This is a genomic window from Brevundimonas sp. (assembly GCF_046295775.1).
Lineage (GTDB): Bacteria > Pseudomonadota > Alphaproteobacteria > Caulobacterales > Caulobacteraceae > Brevundimonas.
Genome location: NZ_JBKBML010000004.1, coordinates 23,617 through 41,592, shown reverse-complemented (window position 1 = coordinate 41,592; position 17,976 = coordinate 23,617). Strand labels below are relative to the sequence as shown.

Here is a 17,976-nt window from a genome sequence, read left to right as displayed (position 1 = left end):
GGGTCCCTCCTCAGGCGTGGCCGAAGGCTAGAGGCTGAGCGTCCATGAAAAAAGCCCCGCCGTCGCCGGCGGGGCTCTTCTCATCAGTCAGGATGACGATCAGTCGCGACGACGACGACCGCGATCACCGCCGTTGCGGTCGCCGTCCCGCTTGGGACGACCGCCGGTATCTTCCGACAGCGGGGCCTCGCCGCGCTCGGCGCGCTCGGCGTTGATCTTGTCGGTGATGTCCTCACCGGTTTCCTGATCCACGACCTTCATCGACAGCTTGGTCTTGCCGCGATCGTCCATGCCCAGGAACTTGACCTTGACCTCTTGGCCTTCCGACAGGACGTCAGCCGGGTTGGCGACGCGCTCCAGCGAGATCTGGCTGACGTGGACGAGGCCGTCCTTGGCGCCGAAGAAGTTCACGAAGGCGCCGAAGTCGACGACCTTCACGACCTTGCCGGTGTAGATGGTGCCCGGCTCGGGCTCGGAGACGATGGACGAGATCCAGGCCTTGGCAGCGTCGATCTTTTCCTGTTCCGAGGCGGCGATCTTCACCGTGCCGTCGTCCTCGATGTTGATCTTGGCGCCGGTCTTTTCGACGATTTCGCGGATGATCTTGCCGCCGGTGCCGATGATGTCGCGGATCTTGTCGGTCGGAACCTTGATCGATTCGATCTTGGGCGCGAACTCGCCCAGCTCGGTGCGGGCGCCGTCGATGGCCTTGTCCATCTCGTCGAGGATGTGAAGACGGCCAGCCGAAGCCTGGGCGATCGCCTTCTTCATGATCTCTTCGGTGATGCCGGCGACCTTGATGTCCATCTGCAGCGAGGTGATGCCGTCACGCGTGCCGGCGACCTTGAAGTCCATGTCGCCCAAGTGATCTTCGTCACCCAGGATGTCCGACAGGATGGCGAACTCGCCCGACGGCTCCAGGATCAGGCCCATGGCGATGCCCGACACGGGCTTCTTCAGCGGCACGCCCGCATCCATCAGCGCCAGCGACGAACCGCAGACCGTGGCCATCGAGGACGAGCCGTTGGACTCGGTGATCTCCGACACCAGGCGGATGGTGTAGGGGAAGTCTTCCGACGACGGCAGCATCGGACGGATGGCGCGCCACGCCAGCTTGCCGTGACCGATTTCCCGACGACCCGCGCCGCCCATCCGACCGGTCTCGCCGACCGAATAGGGAGGGAAGTTGTAGTGCAGCAGGAACTTCTCTTTGTAGGTCCCCGACAGGGCGTCGACGTACTGTTCGTCTTCACCGGTGCCCAGGGTGGCGACCACGATGGCCTGGGTCTCACCGCGGGTGAACAGGGCCGAGCCGTGGGTGCGAGGGAAGAGACCGACTTCCGAGACGATGTCGCGGACCTTGTCCAGGGCGCGGCCGTCGACGCGGTGGCCGTTGTCGATGATGTCGCGACGCAGGACGTGGGCTTCGCATTCCTTGAAAGCCGCGCCGAACTTGGCGCTGTCCACGCCGTCGGGCTTGTCTTCGGTCTTCACCATGGCCTCGGCGGCCTTCTTCTTGGCCTGGTCGACGCCGGTGCGGCGATCGTACTTGCCGGCGTGGGTGTAGGCGGCCTTGATGTCCTCGCCGACCAGCGACTGGATCGAGGCGACCACGTCCGAGTGATCCTCGGCCTGGAAGTCGAAAGGCTCCTTGGCGGCGTGCTCGGCCAGTTCGATGATCGCGTCGATCACCGGCTGCATGCCACGGTGGGCGAACATCAGAGCGTCCAGGAAGGTGTCTTCCGACAGCTCCTTGGCCTCGGACTCGACCATCATCAGGGCGTCCTGGGTGCCGGCGACGACCAGATCCAGGTCCGAGGTCGGCATCTGCTCAAGCGTCGGGTTCAGCACCAGCTCGCCATCGATGTAGCCGACGCGCGCTGCGCCGATCGGGCCCATGAAGGGCACGCCCGAGATCGTCAGGGCGGCCGAGGCGGCCACCAGGCCGACGATGTCCGGATCGTTCTCCATGTCGTGCTGCAGCACGGTGACGACGACCTGGGTCTCGTTCTTGAAGCCCTTGACGAACAGCGGGCGGATCGGACGGTCGATCAGGCGAGAGACCAGGGTCTCCTTCTCGGTCGGACGGCCTTCACGCTTGAAGTAGCCGCCCGGGATCTTGCCGGCGGCGAAGGTCTTTTCCTGGTAGTTGACGGTCAGCGGGAAGAAATCCAGGCCCGGCTTGGGCGCGCGGCCGTAGACGACGGTGGCCAGAACCACGGTCTCGCCGTAGGTGGCCAGCACGGCGCCGTCGGCCTGACGGGCGATGCGGCCGGTTTCCAGCGTCAGCGGGCGGCCGGCCCAGTCGATCGTCTTGCGTTTGATATCGAACATGTTTCGTCTTTCGTGTCCCCGGGCGGCGTATTCCGCGCGGGATCCCATCAGCGGGGGTGGAGCGTCGGGCGTTCAGTCCTTCGGTCCAAAGACAGGCCGCGCCATCGCGACCGGTCCGGAGTGTTGAGGACCGGCATGCAGCCCTCGCGTCGGTAGTGGGGAGCCCAATCGGACTCCCGCGCCGTGACATCCCGCGGCGCTCGGTGGTCTTTGGATGCGGAACGAGGCGCGGACGTGACGCCCGCGCCTCGAAAAGCTTTTTCCGCTGCCGGTTCGCGCCTTAGCGGCGCAGGCCCAGCTTGCCGATCAGGGCGGTGTAACGCGCGCTGTCGACGGTGTTCAGGTGGTCAAGAAGACGACGACGCTGCGAGACCATCTTGAGCAGGCCGCGACGAGAGTGGTTGTCTTTCTTGTGGGTCTTGAAGTGCTCGGTGAGGTTGGCGATGCGTTCCGAAAGGATCGCGACCTGGACCTCGGCCGAACCGGTGTCGCCCGCACCGCGAGCGTTATCGGCGATGACTTCGGACTTGCGTTGAGCCGTAATCGACATCGTATGACTCCATCATGGGAGGTTGAAAACGCGGTCGGGTTCTAATCGACCGGCCCGCATCGAACAGAGAGCGACCAGGGTTCCGCCCGCGAACGCCGAAACCGTCCGAGAACCCGCATTGAGCTGGTTCTTGAGCGCTTCGACCTGTCGGGGGAGCAGAACGATCGGCCGTCCCTGCCTCAGCGAGAGGGCGTCCTGGTCCGTGACGGCCAGCTCCGGGATGTCGTCCAGAGCGGTCGAGACGGGCAGCAGGCCCTCCGAGGCGGCGCCCTTATGCGCCAGATCGGACAGAAAATCCAGCGACACCGCATTCTGGGTCGAGAACGGCCCTACGCGCTCGCGCCGCAGGGCCGAAACGTGCCCCTCTGCGCCCAGCATCCGGGCCAGGTCGCGAGCCAGCGAGCGGACATAGACGCCCTTGCCGGTGCGCATGGTGACCTCGAGATGGTCGGCGTCCGGCGCTGCGGTCACGGCCGCCTCGTGGATGGTCACCCGGCGCGAGGCCAGCTCGACCTCGACCCCGTCGCGCGCCAGGTCATAGGCGCGCTCGCCATTGACCTTGATGGCCGAGAAGGCTGGCGGAACCTGATCGATTTCGCCCACGAAGCCCGACAGCGCGGCCTTCACGGCCTCGACCGAAGGCCGCACGTCGGACCGCCCGGTGATCTCGCCCTCGCGGTCCAGGCTGTCGGTCGAGACGCCCCACTGGATGGTGAAGCGATAAACCTTCTGCGCCTCCATCATGAAGGGCACGGTCTTGGTCGCTTCCCCCAGCGCGATGGGCAGGATGCCGTCGGCCAGGGGATCCAGCGTGCCGGCGTGACCCGCCTTCTGGGCGTTGAACAGGCGGCGCACCTTGGTGACCGCCTCGGTCGATCCCATGCCGTAGGGCTTGTCCAGACAGACCCAGCCGTCGATGACGTCGCCGCGCTTGCGACGGGCCATTAGGCTTGGCCTACCGCGCGTTGCGCTGCTTGAGGCCTGATCTGGCCTACCGCGTTTTGCGCTGCTTGAGACCGCGTTCTCATTCCTCGCCGTCCTCGCCCGCTTCCAGATCGGCGCGGACACGGGGGTCGTTGAACAGGCGGTCCATGTGGCTGGCCGCGTCGAAGCTTTCGTCGTGACGGAAGCGCAGGTCGGGCGTGAACTTCATGTCCAGCTTGGGCCCCAGGCGGCCGCGCAGGAATTTGGCGTGGACGTTCAGCGCCTTGATGATGGCGCTCTCCTGACCCGTGGTCGGCGCGGCCTCGACGCCGGCGCCCAGCGGCTCTACGAAACAGGTGGCGTGGCGCAGGTCCGGGCTCATCCGCACCTCGGTGACGGTGACCGACACGCCCTGAAGCGCCTCATCGTGGATGTCCTCCTCGCGCAGGACGTCGACCAGGGCGTGACGGACCAGTTCGCCGGCGCGAAGCTGGCGCTGCGACGGCCCCTGAGGTCCGGAGGCGTTTCGGGTGTGCTGCTTGCGGGCCATGGGCCGCTCCTTTCGGTCGCTCGCCGGGGATCGGACCCGGCAGGAAAAGCGAAGGGGCGCGGTCTAGTCGTCTCGCCCCTCGGTGTCCAGCGCGGCCGCCGCGCCGACCGCCCGCATGACCTCGGCCGAGGTCACCGACCGCAGCGGCCGAACCGGCACGCCACCGGCGTTCAGGACCCGCGCCGTCCAGTGATTGCACAGATGACCGATCCAGAAGGTCTCGCGGCTGGCGAAGAAGGCGGCGTCGTCGCCGCCGGGCCTCTGCGTCGCCAGGCGGGCCTCGCCATCCTGCAATGCCAGCGACCGCTCGATGCGCTCGGCCATCCGGTCGAAACCGCCGGGCGACAGACGCAGTGCGCGCCGCCCTTCGGACGCATACAGCTTCGCCGGATCACGCTGGGCCGGGTCCAGCATGACGACGGAGGGATTGCCCGGCCGGAAGAAGGCGCGGGCGCCGTCCAGCAAGCGATCCGACACCGGCCCCTGCTCGACATAGAAGCGCGCGTCGCCCCAGCCGATCAGCACCCAGTCGCCGGGCGCCAGCCTCTGAACGGCGCGGCCCAGCGGCCCTCCCCGCGCCTCCAGCGCCACGCGCGGCACGGCGAGATCGGTGTGAAAGCCATTGTCCAGCAGATGCACGACCACCGGCGTCTCGCCCGGCTTGGACGGAAAAAGCTCGCCGCGACCCGGCGCCGTCCAGGTCCACAGGGCCGCGATCAGGCCGATCAGACCCGCCGCGACGATCCATCCCAGCCCCTTCCGCAGCCCCCCGGCCATGGTTCGCCCCTAGCGCGTGAAGCCGGGCCGCGACGTATCAGCCGGACCGCCCGAGGCCGGCGGCAGGGCCCATTCGCCGCGATAGGTGTAGCTCAGACCCACGCAGTGCCGCATCTGGCCGTCTGGCCAGCGTCCGACCGCCTGCATCGTCAGGGGCCGGCCGGCCCTGACCCGGCCCAGAACCAGCCAGGCTTCGTCGGCGCTGGGGCACAGGGCGCGCGCCAGGCCGCGGCCGTCACCCTGGGTCTGGATGGCGTAGATGGTCCGCTCGCCCGCCTCGCGCGGCAGGGCGCTCAGTACTTCGCTTGGACCGCCGCGCTCGATGCGCGCCTCGCCCCTGGCGCTGGTCGAGATGAGGCGCTGGACGCGGACCGCGCCGAACAGACCGCGCTGGACCTCCAGCGTGAGCCCTCGAGTCAGCGCCTGGGTCACCCGATCCGAGGCGTCATAGGCCAGGAAGCGCGTGTCGGCCGCGGCGGGCGTGGCGGCGGCGAGCACGAACAGGGCGGCGGCGAAGCGAGACAGGGTCATGGCCCAATCTCTAGCGCGCATTGGGGCCAAAAAACGAATCCCCTCCCACCGGGCGGCGAGAGGGGATCGAAGCCGTCTTGGCGATGACCGGCCCTCAGGGGCCTAGTCGAGCGTGCGTTTGATCTCTTCGACCGTGAAGCACTCGATGTAGTCGCCTTCCTTGATGTCCTGGAAGCCTTGGAACTGCATGCCGCATTCCTGGCCCGAGGGCACTTCGTTGACCTCGTCCTTGAAGCGCTTGAGCGTATTGAGCGTGCCCAGCTCCAGCACCACGACGTCGTCGCGGATGATGCGGACCTTGGCGCCCTTGCGCACGACACCTTCGGTGACGCGGCAACCGGCGATCTTGCCGATCTTTGAGATGTCGAAGACCTGCAGAACGGCGGCGTTGCCCAGGAAGGTTTCCCGCTGCAGCGGCGCCAGCATGCCCGACAGCACGCCTTTGATGTCGTCCAGCAGGTCGTAGATGATCGCGTAATAACGGATCTCCACGCCTTCGCGCTCGGCCAGATCGCGCGCCTGCTTAGAGGCGCGGACGTTGAAGCCCAGGATGGGCGCCCCGGCCGACTTGGCCAGGTTCACGTCGCTCTCGGTGATGCCGCCTGCGCCCGAATAGACGGTGCGGGCGCGGACCTCGTCGTTGCCCATCTTGTCCAGCGAGCCGACGATGGCCTCGGCCGAGCCCTGGACGTCGGCCTTGATGAGGACCGGCAGCTCCGAGACCTTCTTGGACTGCAGCTTGGACATCATATCGACCAGCGACACCGAACCGCCCGAGACTTGGCCCGCCTGACGACGGGTGCGTTCGCGGTAGTCGGTCAGTTCACGGGCGCGAGCTTCGCTCTCGACCACGGCGAAAACCTCGCCAGGGCTGGGCGCCTCGTCCAGGCCGAGGATTTCGACCGGAACCGACGGACCGGCTTCGGTCAGCTGCTCGTTGCGCTCGTTCAGCAGGGCGCGGACCTTGCCCCAGGCGGAGCCGGCCACGACGATGTCGCCGCGCTTCAGCGTGCCGCGCTTGACCAGCACGGTGCCGACCGGGCCGCGGCCCTTGTCCAGCTTGGCCTCGATGACCACGCCTTCGGCCGAGCGTTCCGGGTTGGCGCGCAGGTCCATGACCTCAGCCTGAACCAGAATGGCTTCAAGCAGGCCGTCCAGATTGATGCGCTCCTTGGCCGACACCTCGATGATCTGGGTGTCGCCGCCCAGGCTCTCGGCGATGACCTCGTACTGCAGCAGTTCGTTGACGACCTTAGTCGAGTTGGCGTCCGGCTTGTCGATCTTGTTGACCGCCACGATCAGGGGTGCATTCGCCGCCTTGGCGTGCTGGATGGCCTCGATGGTCTGAGGCATGACGCCGTCGTCGGCGGCCACCACCAGAACTACGATGTCGGTGACATTCGCGCCGCGCGCCCGCATCGCCGAGAAGGCGGCGTGGCCCGGGGTGTCCAGGAAGGTGACCTTCTGACCATCGTCCAGCCGGACCTGATAGGCGCCGATGTGCTGGGTGATGCCGCCGGCCTCGCCGCCCGCCACATCGGTGGTGCGCAGCGCGTCTAGCAGCGAGGTCTTGCCGTGGTCGACGTGGCCCATGATGGCCACGACCGGCGCGCGGCCCTCGGTCGCGTCGGTGTCGTCGTCCTCGGCTAGGAAGCCGGTTTCGATGTCGCTTTCCGACACGCGCTTGACGGCCATGCCGTATTCTTCGGCCACCAGTTCGGCGGTGTCGGAATCGATGACGTCGTTGATCTTCATCATCATGCCCTGACGCATCAGGAACTTGATGATGTCCACGCCGCGCACGGCCATCCGATTAGCCAGGTCGCCGACGGTGATGACGTCGGGGATGACGACTTCACGCGGACGATTGGGGGCGTCGGTCGAGCCGCCCTTGCGCTTTTCCTTCTCGCGTTCGCGGGCCCGGCGAACCGAGGCCAGCGAGCGCATCCGCTCGGCGGTGTCGCCGTCGCCGGCCAGGGCCGAGATGGTCAGGCGGCCTTCGCGGCGCTTGGGCTCGCCGCGCGTGCGGCTGACAGCCTTGCCGGGACCGGCGTCGCCGAAACGCTTGTCGCGATCGTCGTCGCGCGTGGCGCGTCCGCCGAAGCCGGCGCGCACCGGACGCAGGACCGAAGGTTCGGCCGGCGGCTGGTTCGGGGCGGGACGGCCGCCGGGGCGGGCGCCGCCGGGTCCGCCTGGACGGGCAGCGCCGGGCGCCGGGCGGGGATTGAGGGCCGAATAGCGAACGGTCTCATTAGCCTTGGGACGACCGGCTCCCGCGCCAGCGCCGGCGGCGCCTTGCGGACGCGCCGAGGCCTGGGGCCGTTCGGAGAAGCTGCGCTCACCCCCGCCCATGGCCTGTTCGCGCGCCGAGCGGCCGCCGAAGGCGGGACGTTCGACGGGCGCGCGGCCGGTCGGGATCTTGGGCGCGCGCTGTCCAAAGTTGACCGCGGGACGCGCCGGCGGGGCCGGACGAGCGGGCGCGGCCGGAGTCGGCGTCGGAGTTGCGGCCTGGGTCGGTTCGACTTTGGGCGCTTCGACCTTGGCTTCCGGCTTGGCGGCGGGCTTGGCCGGAGCAGGCGCGGCGGCGCTCAGCTTGGCGGCCTGCTGACGCGCGGCTTCGGCGGCGGCGCGAGCGGCCTCGGCCTCGGCGCGGGCGGCGCTGGCGGCCTGTTCCGTGGCGGCGGCCTGCTGGCGCGCGGCCTCGTCGCGGCGCGCCTTCTCTTCGGCGGCCTTGCGTTCACGTTCGGCCTGGGCGCGGGTCGCGGCCTCGATGGCGCGACGACGGGCTTCCTGCTCCTCGTTCGACAGACCGCCCGCCGAAGCGGGAGCGCGCGGTGAGGCCGGACGCGGCGCCGACTGTCCTTCCGGACGCGGACGCGCGACATCGAAGCCCTGCGGACGCTGATGTCCGGCGCCGGCGCCGGCCCGGCGCTTGGTCTCCACCACGACGGTCTTGGAACGGCCGTGGCTGAAGCTCTGCTTCACCGTGCCGGTCGACACAGATCCCGTGGCGCGCGGCTTCAAGCTCAGGGGCGCACGAGGCCCCGTCTGCGAAGGGGCCTGAGGGGTCTTGCCGTCGTTGGTCTTGTCGTTTTCGTCGCTCATCCGGTCGCTTTACTCAGGGCGGAGAATTCCGCCGTCGTCTTGCCCAAACACAAATAGCCGCGCGTCGCTCCACCCCCGGTCAGGGAGCGGAACCCCGCGCGTCTGAAACCCGTCCCGCTCCCTCGCCGGGAGCCGCCTCGACCTCGCCGCCCGCGCCGTCGCCGGGAAAGTCCCTGCGCCAGCCCTCTGGGGTGAGAGGCCGAAATCCCGCCATCCGCTCGACTTCGTCAGTCCAGCGATCGGCCCGTCCGCCCGAGAGCAGCACGGCGTGTATCGCATTTTCCAGCCCGAGGGCCAAACTCAAATCGTCCGCCGTGAAGACGCCGCACACCCGGGTCGCCTGATGACGAGCCAGAGCCAGCAGCTTTCCGCGCCCATCGGCGGACCCGTCGGCCGCCTCGATCAGCCACGCAGCGCGTCCGGCGCGGATCGCCGCAGCCGATTTCTCGAAGCCCGAGATAAGCACGCCTTCGCGCCGGGCAAGGCCCAGTTGCTGCAAACAGCGTCGCGCGATCAGCATTTCGACCTGATCGGCGAGGTCCGGCTGGACCGTGAGGCGGGCCTTCGCCGCGCCCGAAAACAAGTTCTTCTTGGCCGCCGTCTGGACCGAGACGCGGTCCGCGGCCACCCACAGGCCCCGGCCCGGCAGCTTGCGCGCCAGGTCGGGAACCACCGAGCCGTCCGGGCCGGCGACGAAGCGGATCAGGCGAGATTCATCCATGACCTGGCGTGTCACCAGGTCCCGGCGCTCCCTATCCGCATTCGCCTCGCGCAGCGTCATGGACGGCCCGGCCCCTCATCACGCGTCGCGCGAAGAGTCGGAAGCCGGCTCGGCCTCCGCATCGTCGGCGTCGCCATCGGTGGTCTCGGCGTCTTCGGCCGCGCCTTCCGGCGCATCGCCAAACACGGCCTCGGCGTCGTATTCGCCCTCTTCGCCCTCGGCGAACTCGCCCTCTTCCTCGTATTCGGGCTCGGGCTGCGGCAGTTCCGACGCGTCGATCCAGCCGGCGGCGACGCGCGCCTGCAGGATCAGAAGCTCGGCGTCTTCCTGGCTCAGGTTGAAGCTTTCCAGCACGCCGGCCAGCTTGACCCGCTCGCCGTTCTGGACCTCGTAGCCGCCGCGGATTTCGTCGGTGGCTAGGTCGGCCAGATCCTCGACCGTCTTCACGCCGCCTTCGCCCAGGGCGACGGCGATCGGCAGGGTCACGCCCGGCACGTCCAGCACGCCGTCCTCGACGCCCAGCTCCTTGCGCTTGGCGTCCTGTTCGGCCGCCTGCTTGTCCAGGAAGTCGCGGGCGCGGGCCTGCAGTTCCTCGGCGGTGTCCTCGTCGAAGCCTTCGATCTCGGCGACCTCATAGGCCTCCACAAAAGCCAGGTCCTCGACCGTGGCGAAGCCTTCGGTCACCAGCAGTTGGGCGATGACCTCATCGACGTCCAGGGCGTCCTGGAACAGCTGGGTGCGCTCGGCGAACTCGCGCTGGCGACGCTCTGAGTCCTGGCTCTCGGTGATGATGTCGATCTGCCAGCCGGTCAGCTGGGAGGCCAGGCGCACGTTCTGGCCGCGACGGCCGATGGCCAGCGAAAGCTGCTCGTCCGGCACCACGACCTCGACGCGGTCGGCCTCTTCGTCCAGCACGACCTTGGAGACTTCGGCCGGGGCCAAGGCGTTGACGATGAAGGTGGGCTCGTCGTCGTTCCACTGGATGATGTCGATCTTCTCGCCCTGCAGCTCGGCGACCACCGCCTGCACGCGCGAGCCGCGCATGCCGACGCAGGCGCCGACCGGATCGATCGAGCTGTCGTTAGACAGGACCGCCATCTTGGCGCGTGAGCCGCTGTCGCGGGCGGCGGCGCGGATTTCGATCACGCCGTCATAGACCTCGGGCACTTCTTGGGCGAACAGCTTGGCCATGAAGCCCGGGTGGGCGCGGCTCAGCATGATCTGCGGGCCCTTCGCCTCGGGGCGGACGTCGTAGATGTAGGTGCGGATCCGGTCGCCGATGTTGAACACCTCGCGCGGGATCGAGTCGTTGCGGCGCATGATGCCTTCGCCGCGGCCCAGATCGACGATGGTGTTGCCGTACTCGACGCGCTTGACCGTGCCGTTGACGATTTCGCCGACGCGATCCTTGAACTCTTCGTACTGGTTGGCGCGCTCGGCTTCGCGGACCTTTCCCGTCACGACCTGGCGGGCCATCTGGGTCTGGACGCGGCCGAACTCGAACGGCGGCAGAACCTCGACGTATTCCTTGCCGACCACAGCTTCGGGGTCGCGCTTGGAGGCGTCGGTCAGGCGCACCATGGCGCTGTCGTTGAACTCTTCCAGCTCGTCTTCCGGCTGCCAGTCGTCTTCCACGATGGTGACGTGGCGGGTCAGCGACAGCTCGCCGGTCTTGATGTCGATCTTGGCGCGGATGTCGTGGTGGGCGCCGTAGCGCGACTTGGCGCCCTTCTGGATCGCTTCCTCGATCGCCTCGACGACGATTTCCTTGTCGATATTCTTCTCGCGCGCGACGGCGTCGGCGATCGAAAGCAGTTCCAGACGGTTGGCGGAAATACCGGTGACGGCCATCAGGCTTTGTCCTTGGTCGCTTTGGTTTGTGCGGTGGAGGTGTCTTCGGCCTCGCCTTCCGGCAGGCCGTCGTCTTCGGGTTCGCCGCGCTCGGCGCGCAGCTGGGCGCCGCGCTTGAGCAGGGCGTCGGTCATGACCAGCTTGGCGTCGGCCAGCCAGTCGAAGGGGATCAGGGCCGTCTCGTCCTCGCCGTCCAGGTCGATGGCGATCGCATCATCTTCGACGCCGGCCAGGATGCCCTTGAAGCGCTTGCGGCCCTCGACCATCCGGTCGGTCTCCAGCCGCGCCTCGAAGCCCTCGAACAGCTCGAAGTCGATCAGGCGCGTCAGCGGGCGGTCGATGCCGGGCGACGAAACTTCCAGCAGATATTCGCCCGAAATCGGATCGGCGGCGTCCATCACCTCGGACACGGCGCGGCTCAGACGGGCGCATTCTTCGACCGAGATGTCGTTGTCGATCACACGCTCGGCCATGATCTGCAGCCGGCGACGCAGGGTGCCGCCCATCAGGCGCACACGCACGATGGCCAGCCCCAGGCTCTCGGCCACGGGGTCGATCAGCTCCAGGAGAGCGCGGTCTTCGGCGGTCTTGGCGCGCAAGAGGGAACCTTGAGAAAACAAAAGCGGCGACCCCTCCGGACCGCCGCTTCAATCGGCGCCGTCGGACGCCGGTCTAACGATGTGCGAGGCGATATAGGCCACGACGGCCGGCTTGTCAGCCCTTTTCGCTCAGCGCCGCTCATACTCCAGGAAGATCGGCGCGGTGTCGCCCAGCTTCTTTTCCTCGTAGCGGGTCACGACGTGGTCGGCCGGAGCGACGTGCCAGTCTTGGTCCGCGTCGAGACGCCCAAACGCCTCGGACCGATCCAGCCGCTCCAGCGCCCAGTCGGCGTAGTCGGCCCAGTCGGTGACGAAGCGCAGGCGCCCCCCGGGCTTCAGCACGCGGGCGAAGGCGGCGATGGTCTCGTCCTGAACCAGACGGCGCTTGTTGTGCCGCGCCTTCTGCCAAGGATCGGGGAACAGGATCAGCACCCGGTCCAGGCTGGCGTCGGGCAAGGCGTCGACCACCGCGCGGGCATCATCGGCGTGGATGCGCACGTTCTCGAGCTGCTGCTCTTCGACGTGCCGCAGGGCCGAGGCCACGCCGTTCAGGAAGGGCTCGCAGCCGATCACCAGCACGTCGGGCCGGCGCGCGGCCTGGGCCGCCATGTGCTCGCCGCCGCCGAAGCCGATTTCGAGCCAGGCCTCGGACGCACCGGGCATCAGGGCGGCGAGATCGATCGGCCCGTTCGCCGGATCGGGCACGGCGATGCGCGGCAGAAGCGTGTCCACCAGCGCCGCCTGGCGCGGCTTGATCGGCCGCGCCTTGATGCGGCCGAAGGAACGCAGGGGGCCGTGGGCCTTGTCGGAAGCCTTGTCGAGGTCGGATGCCATGGCGCGCCCTCTACCGCCCCGCGCCCGACAAGAGAAGCATCGGGATGGCGTCAGCCCGCGCGCGGCGCTAGATCAGGCGCATGAGCGACGCCTTTCACACCCCCGCGACCGTCGACCCGCGCCTGCTGGAGGTGCTGGTCTGTCCGGTGACGCGCGGACCGCTGACATTCGACCGCGCCCGGGGCGAGCTGGTGTCCAAGGGGGCCAAGCTGGCCTATCCGATCCGCGACGGCGTGCCCATCATGCTGCCCGAAGAGGCCCGGCCGCTGGACTGATCAGCGCAGCCCCTCGACCGCCGCGATCAGCCGGTCGAGTTGATCCGGCGATGACAGGCGGTGGTCGCCGCCCTCGATAAGATCCAGTCGAACATCCCCTCCGCGCAGCCGCTCCAGCAGCGCCGTCTGATGGCGCCACGGCACGGCGTCGTCCTCGCGCCCTTGCAGGATATGGATGGGCGCCGCGATCTCGATCGGCCCGTCCAGCAGCAGCCAGTCGCGCGCCTCTTCGAACATGCGCGCGGTCAGGACGTACTCGCCCAGGCCGGGCTCGGAGATCATCGCCTCGCCGTCGCGCAGGATGGCCTGGCGCAGGTGGTCGGGCAGGCCCGGCCACATCAGCCGCTCGGTGAAGTCCTGCGCCGGATTGACCAGCACCAAGCCCTGAACCCGCTCAGGCCGCGCCAGCGCCGCCAGCAGGGCGGTCCAGCCGCCCATGGACGAGCCGACCAGGATCATCGGCCCTTCGAGGCTGTCGATCAGCGCGATCGCATCCCCGCGCCAGCGGCCGATGGTGGCTTTGCGCCAGTCCCCCGAAGAGCGGCCGTGCGCGAAATGATCATAGCGGACATAGGCCCAGCCCCGCTCGCGCGCCGCCGCATCCAGAGCCAGCGCCTTCGTCCCCTCCATGTCCGAGCGGAAGCCGCCCATCCAGATCACGGTCGGGCCGTCGCCCTCGACGCGCTTGCAGGCCAGGGTCTCGCCGTCGGGGCGGGTCAGATGCAGTTCGGTGTTCATGCAGGTGTTGTGCCTCATCTCGCCCCCGAGCGTCATCCTCGGGGTTGACCCGAGGATCGAGGGATAGGACGGAACGGGACCGGGCCGATCCCTGTCGGCCGCCCGAGGAAGCCCCGTGCCCGCGCCCCAGGTCCTGTTCGTCACCTCCAACCGCATCGGCGACTGCGTCATCTCCTCGGGCGTGATCCGCGAGATCACGCGCCAGCTTCCAGGCGCCGAGATCACCGTGGCCTGCGGTCGTCCGCCCGCACCCTTCTTCCGCTCCGCGCCTGGCGTGGTGCGCACCATCGTGCTCGACAAGAAGAAGATGGCCGGACACTGGCTGGACCTGTGGAAGCAGGCGCGCGGGACACGCTGGGATCTGATTATCGACATCCGCGGCTCGGCCCTGGCCTATCTGCTGAATGCGCGTCGCCGCATTGTCTACAACCGGCGCTGGGAGACGGGCCTTCGCAAGGTGGAGATGGTGTCGGGCCTGATGGGATCGACCACGCCGCTGGACCCGGAAATCTTCCTGGACGATCAGGCTCGGGCCGAGGCCGCCGCCGTAATTGACCCGCAGCTGGCCGCCGGCGCGGGGCCAGGCCCCATCATCGCCCTGGCGCCCATCGCCCACCAGCCCGGCAAGAGTTGGCCAGCCGAGCGCTGGGGACAGCTGGTCGAGAAGCTGAAGGCCGAACCTCGCTTTGACGGTTGGCGCTTCATGCCGGTGGGCGGCCCCGGCGACCGGCCGCCCGCGACCCCGGCTCTTCAGGCGGCCGGCCCTCTGGGCATCAACTTCGTGGGCAAGGGCGACATCCTGGCCTCCGCCGCCGCCATCGACCGGGCCGCGCTGTTCGTGGGCAATGACTCGGGGCTGATGCACGTTTCAGCCGCGCTGGGGCGACCCACGCTCGGCCTGTTCGGACCGACCGAATGGTGGCTGTACGGCCCGTGGGGGCCGCGCACGCGCACGGCCGCCTCCAACGAGACACGGGGGCAGTTCGCGCCCATCGAGGACCTGAGCGTCGATCATGTGTTCGAAGCGGTATTGGCGCTGCACGACGCCTATGTCGAAACCGGCGCCGCCAAGGCCGCGCCTTGAAACGACAGGCTTTGACGGGCATATAGCGTGGTCGAGGGGAACGCGGCGTCATGCCGTGCGCTTCCGCTCATCGAAACACGACGCCATCTGACCACATAAGGAAACGACGCCCATTCGCCGTCCCATGCAAGCGCCGCCCGTCAAGGATGGGCCGCCCATCAACCAGGATATCCGCGCTCCCCGCGTTCTGCTGATCGATCAGAACGGTGAGAAACAGGGCGTCATGCCGCTGTCCGCCGCGCTCGAAGCCGCCGAAGAGGCCGGCATGGATCTGGTCCAGATCGTCAACAATCCCGACGCGCCGGTCTGCAAGATCCTGGACTACGGCAAGCATCGCTTCCAGGAGCAGAAAAAGAAGGCCGAGCAGCGCAAGCGCCAGAAGGTCGTCGAGCTCAAGGAAATCAAGCTCCGGCCCAACATCGACACCCACGACTATGAGGTGAAGGCCAAGGCCATGCACCGCTTCTTCGACGAGGGCGACAAGGTGAAGGTCACCCTGCGCTTCCGCGGTCGTGAAATGGCGCACCCCGAACTGGGCATGAAGCTGCTGAACAAGGTCCAGGAGGACTTCGACGAAGTCGCCAAGGTCGAGTTCGCGCCCAAGATGGAAGGCCGCCAGATGATCATGATCCTGGCGCCCCGCTAAAAGCGATTCTTGAAAGAACGATCAGACGCCCGGTCATCGTGCCGGGCGTCTTGCATTTCGGAGGGCGGCGCCATACAAGCCGCGCCTTCGCGTACCGGACCGCCGGGCGAACAGGCATGCCTGGGCGGTCTCAATCAGGGTTCTCATCTCTCGGGCTCAAGTGGTCCGAAGGACGGTAGCCCACTCAAAACGAGAGAGTGAAAATGCCGAAACTGAAGACGAAGTCGGGCGCCAAGAAGCGCTTCAAATTCACTGCGACGGGCAAGGTTAAGTCGGGCGTGGCGGGCAAGCGCCACCGTTTGATCAGCCACAACTCCAAGTACATCCGCCAGAACCGCGGCACCAAGGTCATGGCCGACGCCGACGCCAAGAAGATCAAGTCCTACATGCCCTACGCCTGATCGGCGCAGCGCAGACCTGAACTTTCAACCGCATAGAATTTGAACGTAGTCCCTCAAGCAGCGAGGCCCCGCGGGCCGAGCGATAGGGACTTCCCGAAGGGAAAATCATAATGGCTCGCGTCACTCGGGGCGTTACGTCCCACGCCAAGCACAAGAAGGTCCTGAAGCAGGCCAAGGGCTTCTACGGCCGTCGCAAGAACACCATCCGCACCGCCAAGGCGGCCGTGGACCGCGCCGGGCAATACGCCTACCGCGACCGTCGCAACAAGAAGCGCTCGTTCCGCGCCCTGTGGATCCAGCGCATCAACGCCGCGGCCCGCGCCGAAGGCTTCACCTACTCGCAGTTCATGCACGGCCTGTCGAAGGCGGGCATCGAACTGGACCGCAAGGTACTGGCCGCCATCGCCGCCGATGAAGTCGGCTTCAAGGGCGTCGCCGACAAGGTCCGCGCCGCTCTGGCCTAAGGGCCTTCGGACCGATCGTTTCTCGCTTCGAAAACCGAACAAAAGCCCTCCGGCCGCGCCGGGGGGCTTTTTGCTTTCCGCCTCAACCGCTAGACGGACCCCCATGATCGACCTCGCCCAGCTGGAACTCGACCTCATCAACGCCATCGGCTCGGCCGAGACGGCGACCGCTGTCGAGGACATCCGCGTCGCCGCTCTCGGCAAGTCCGGCTCCATCTCGGGGCTGCTCAAGGGCATGGGCGCGCTGAGCCCCGACGAACGGCGTGAGCAGGGACCGAAGATCAACGGCCTGCGCGACCGCGTCGGATCGGCCCTCGCCGCCCGCAAGGCCGAACTGGAGGCCGCCGAACTGGAGGCCCGCCTCCAGGCGGAGCGGGTCGACCTCAGCCTGCCGGCCCGGCCGCGTCGGCGCGGCTCGGTGCATCCGACGATGCAGGTCATGGATGAGATGGTCGCCATCTTCGCCGAGATGGGCTTCGCCGTGGCCGAGGGTCCGGACATCGAGGACGACTTTCATAACTTCACGGCCCTGAACTTCCCGCCCAAGCACCCGGCGCGGGAAATGCACGACACCTTCTTCCTGAAGCCGAACCCGCAGACCGGCGAGCGCAAGGTGCTGCGCACCCACACCAGCCCGGTGCAGGTGCGCACGATGCAGAGCCAGGAGCCGCCGATCCGCATCATTGCGCCGGGCCGAACCTTCCGTAAGGACTCCGACGCCACCCACACGCCGATGTTTCACCAGATCGAAGGCCTGGTGATCGATCGCGACATCCACATGGGTCATCTGAAGTGGGTGCTGGAGACCTTCGTCGCGCGCTTCTTCGAGATCGACGACGTCCAGGCGCGCTTCCGCCCGCACCATTTCCCGTTCACCGAGCCCTCGGCCGAGATGGACATCCGCTGTGACCGCTCGGGCGGCAAGCTGACGCTGAACACCGGCGATGACTGGCTGGAGATCCTGGGCTGCGGCATGGTTCACCCGAACGTGCTGCGCGCGTGCGGCCTCGATCCCGACGAATGGCAGGGCTTCGCCTTCGGCATGGGCGTCGATCGGCTGGCCATGCTGAAATACGGCGTGCCGGACCTGCGGCCGATGTTTGAGGCCGATGTGCGCTGGCTGGCCCACTACGGCTTCTCGGCCTATGCCGCCCCCAATCCCGCCAGCGGACTGAGCTGATGACCCAACCCACACTGCCCATCACCCGCCCCCTAAACATCGCCCGAGACCTCGGAGCCAGCGAGATCAGGGAAGTGGACTTCTCGCTGTTCGACCTGTTTGCCGTGGAGTCCCGCAAGGGACACCCGCTGGTGTCTGGCAAAACAATCATCGGCTGCCGCATCCAGGGACCGGCTGTGATGCTTGCATCAAATGGCCTCACGTTCGACGCCGTCAACTTTGGCGACAACGGCGGCGACATCAGAAATCTGATCCTTCGTGGAGAAGGCACGAGAGCTATCGGGGCCATTCCCTTTCAAGATTGCGCCTTCGTGGCGTGCGAATTTTACGGCGTCGGGTTTACGGGACCGGAAGCATTCCTTTCGCAGCTTCGCGCCCTCGGCGCCCAGAATTGATCCAGCAGGTTGAATGC

Annotated in this window: 19 protein-coding genes; 7 read left to right on the top strand and 12 right to left on the bottom strand. The window is 67.6% G+C overall.

The features are described 5' to 3' along the window. Nucleotides 1–99: 99 nt before the first annotated feature. The 11 genes from pnp to trmB all read right to left on the bottom strand — a co-directional run bounded on the left by pnp (nucleotide 100) and on the right by trmB (nucleotide 12,776). Nucleotides 100–2,334, bottom strand: coding sequence for a polyribonucleotide nucleotidyltransferase (pnp, locus tag ACK4I0_RS03855; RefSeq protein ID WP_409608182.1), 2,235 nt, complete (start codon nucleotides 2,332–2,334; stop codon nucleotides 100–102). Nucleotides 2,335–2,614: 280 nt separating this feature from the next. After that, nucleotides 2,615–2,884, bottom strand: coding sequence for a 30S ribosomal protein S15 (rpsO, locus tag ACK4I0_RS03850; RefSeq protein WP_409608180.1), 270 nt, complete (start codon nucleotides 2,882–2,884; stop codon nucleotides 2,615–2,617). Between the two features lie 12 nt (nucleotides 2,885–2,896). Continuing rightward, on the bottom strand, nucleotides 2,897–3,829 hold the full coding sequence (gene truB, locus ACK4I0_RS03845; RefSeq protein WP_409608178.1) for a tRNA pseudouridine(55) synthase TruB: 933 nt from the start codon (nucleotides 3,827–3,829) through the stop codon (nucleotides 2,897–2,899). Between the two features lie 79 nt (nucleotides 3,830–3,908). Continuing rightward, entirely contained in the window at nucleotides 3,909–4,358 is a 450-nt protein-coding gene (gene rbfA, locus ACK4I0_RS03840) for a 30S ribosome-binding factor RbfA (RefSeq protein WP_409608176.1), read from the bottom strand. A 63-nt stretch (nucleotides 4,359–4,421) separates the two neighbouring features. Continuing rightward, nucleotides 4,422–5,135, bottom strand: coding sequence for a DUF2459 domain-containing protein (locus ACK4I0_RS03835; protein WP_409608174.1), 714 nt, complete (start codon nucleotides 5,133–5,135; stop codon nucleotides 4,422–4,424). Nucleotides 5,136–5,144: 9 nt separating this feature from the next. Beyond that, nucleotides 5,145–5,666, bottom strand: a complete 522-nt coding sequence (locus ACK4I0_RS03830; protein ID WP_409608172.1) for a hypothetical protein — start codon at nucleotides 5,664–5,666, stop codon at nucleotides 5,145–5,147. Nucleotides 5,667–5,768: 102 nt separating this feature from the next. Then, on the bottom strand, nucleotides 5,769–8,771 hold the full coding sequence (gene infB, locus ACK4I0_RS03825) for a translation initiation factor IF-2 (protein WP_409608170.1): 3,003 nt from the start codon (nucleotides 8,769–8,771) through the stop codon (nucleotides 5,769–5,771). A gap of 79 nt (nucleotides 8,772–8,850) precedes the next feature. Next, entirely contained in the window at nucleotides 8,851–9,552 is a 702-nt protein-coding gene (locus tag ACK4I0_RS03820; protein WP_409608168.1) for an RNA-binding protein, read from the bottom strand. An 18-nt stretch (nucleotides 9,553–9,570) separates the two neighbouring features. Continuing rightward, nucleotides 9,571–11,343, bottom strand: a complete 1,773-nt coding sequence (gene nusA / locus ACK4I0_RS03815) for a transcription termination factor NusA (RefSeq protein WP_409608166.1) — start codon at nucleotides 11,341–11,343, stop codon at nucleotides 9,571–9,573. Continuing rightward, nucleotides 11,343–11,942, bottom strand: coding sequence for a ribosome maturation factor RimP (gene rimP, locus ACK4I0_RS03810; RefSeq protein ID WP_409608164.1), 600 nt, complete (start codon nucleotides 11,940–11,942; stop codon nucleotides 11,343–11,345). The genes nusA and rimP overlap by 1 nt, the downstream gene beginning before the upstream one ends. A 129-nt stretch (nucleotides 11,943–12,071) precedes the next feature. After that, entirely contained in the window at nucleotides 12,072–12,776 is a 705-nt protein-coding gene (trmB, locus tag ACK4I0_RS03805) for a tRNA (guanosine(46)-N7)-methyltransferase TrmB (RefSeq protein WP_409608162.1), read from the bottom strand. A gap of 80 nt (nucleotides 12,777–12,856) precedes the next feature. Here trmB and ACK4I0_RS03800 point away from each other — a divergent pair, with 80 nt between their 5' ends. Beyond that, nucleotides 12,857–13,051, top strand: a complete 195-nt coding sequence (locus ACK4I0_RS03800; RefSeq protein WP_135062312.1) for a Trm112 family protein — start codon at nucleotides 12,857–12,859, stop codon at nucleotides 13,049–13,051. Here the strand turns inward: ACK4I0_RS03800 and ACK4I0_RS03795 are convergent, their stop codons facing one another. Further along, the gene (locus ACK4I0_RS03795) at nucleotides 13,052–13,807 is read right to left on the bottom strand and encodes an alpha/beta fold hydrolase (RefSeq protein WP_409608160.1); all 756 of its coding nucleotides are present in this window, start codon (nucleotides 13,805–13,807) and stop codon (nucleotides 13,052–13,054) included. 97 nt (nucleotides 13,808–13,904) lie between these two features. On the opposite strand from ACK4I0_RS03795, the gene ACK4I0_RS03790 reads away from it, so the two are divergent. The 6 genes from ACK4I0_RS03790 (at nucleotide 13,905) to ACK4I0_RS03765 (ending at nucleotide 17,959) form a co-directional block, all read left to right on the top strand. Beyond that, the gene (locus ACK4I0_RS03790; protein ID WP_409608158.1) at nucleotides 13,905–14,873 is read left to right on the top strand and encodes a glycosyltransferase family 9 protein; all 969 of its coding nucleotides are present in this window, start codon (nucleotides 13,905–13,907) and stop codon (nucleotides 14,871–14,873) included. 124 nt (nucleotides 14,874–14,997) lie between these two features. Beyond that, nucleotides 14,998–15,519 carry a translation initiation factor IF-3 gene (infC, locus tag ACK4I0_RS03785; protein WP_409608156.1) on the top strand — a complete coding sequence of 174 codons (522 nt, stop codon included), beginning with the start codon at nucleotides 14,998–15,000 and terminating at the stop codon, nucleotides 15,517–15,519. A 203-nt stretch (nucleotides 15,520–15,722) separates the two neighbouring features. Then, entirely contained in the window at nucleotides 15,723–15,920 is a 198-nt protein-coding gene (gene rpmI / locus ACK4I0_RS03780; protein ID WP_135193772.1) for a 50S ribosomal protein L35, read from the top strand. Between the two features lie 110 nt (nucleotides 15,921–16,030). Next, nucleotides 16,031–16,384 (top strand): 50S ribosomal protein L20, encoded by a 354-nt coding sequence (rplT, locus tag ACK4I0_RS03775; protein ID WP_409608154.1) that lies wholly within the window; start codon nucleotides 16,031–16,033, stop codon nucleotides 16,382–16,384. Between the two features lie 103 nt (nucleotides 16,385–16,487). After that, nucleotides 16,488–17,564 (top strand): phenylalanine--tRNA ligase subunit alpha, encoded by a 1,077-nt coding sequence (pheS, locus tag ACK4I0_RS03770; RefSeq protein WP_409608152.1) that lies wholly within the window; start codon nucleotides 16,488–16,490, stop codon nucleotides 17,562–17,564. Beyond that, nucleotides 17,564–17,959: a hypothetical protein gene (locus ACK4I0_RS03765; protein ID WP_409608150.1), complete on the top strand. Its 396-nt coding sequence runs from the start codon at nucleotides 17,564–17,566 to the stop codon at nucleotides 17,957–17,959. The genes pheS and ACK4I0_RS03765 overlap by 1 nt, the downstream gene beginning before the upstream one ends. The last annotated feature ends 17 nt before the right edge of the window (nucleotides 17,960–17,976 follow it).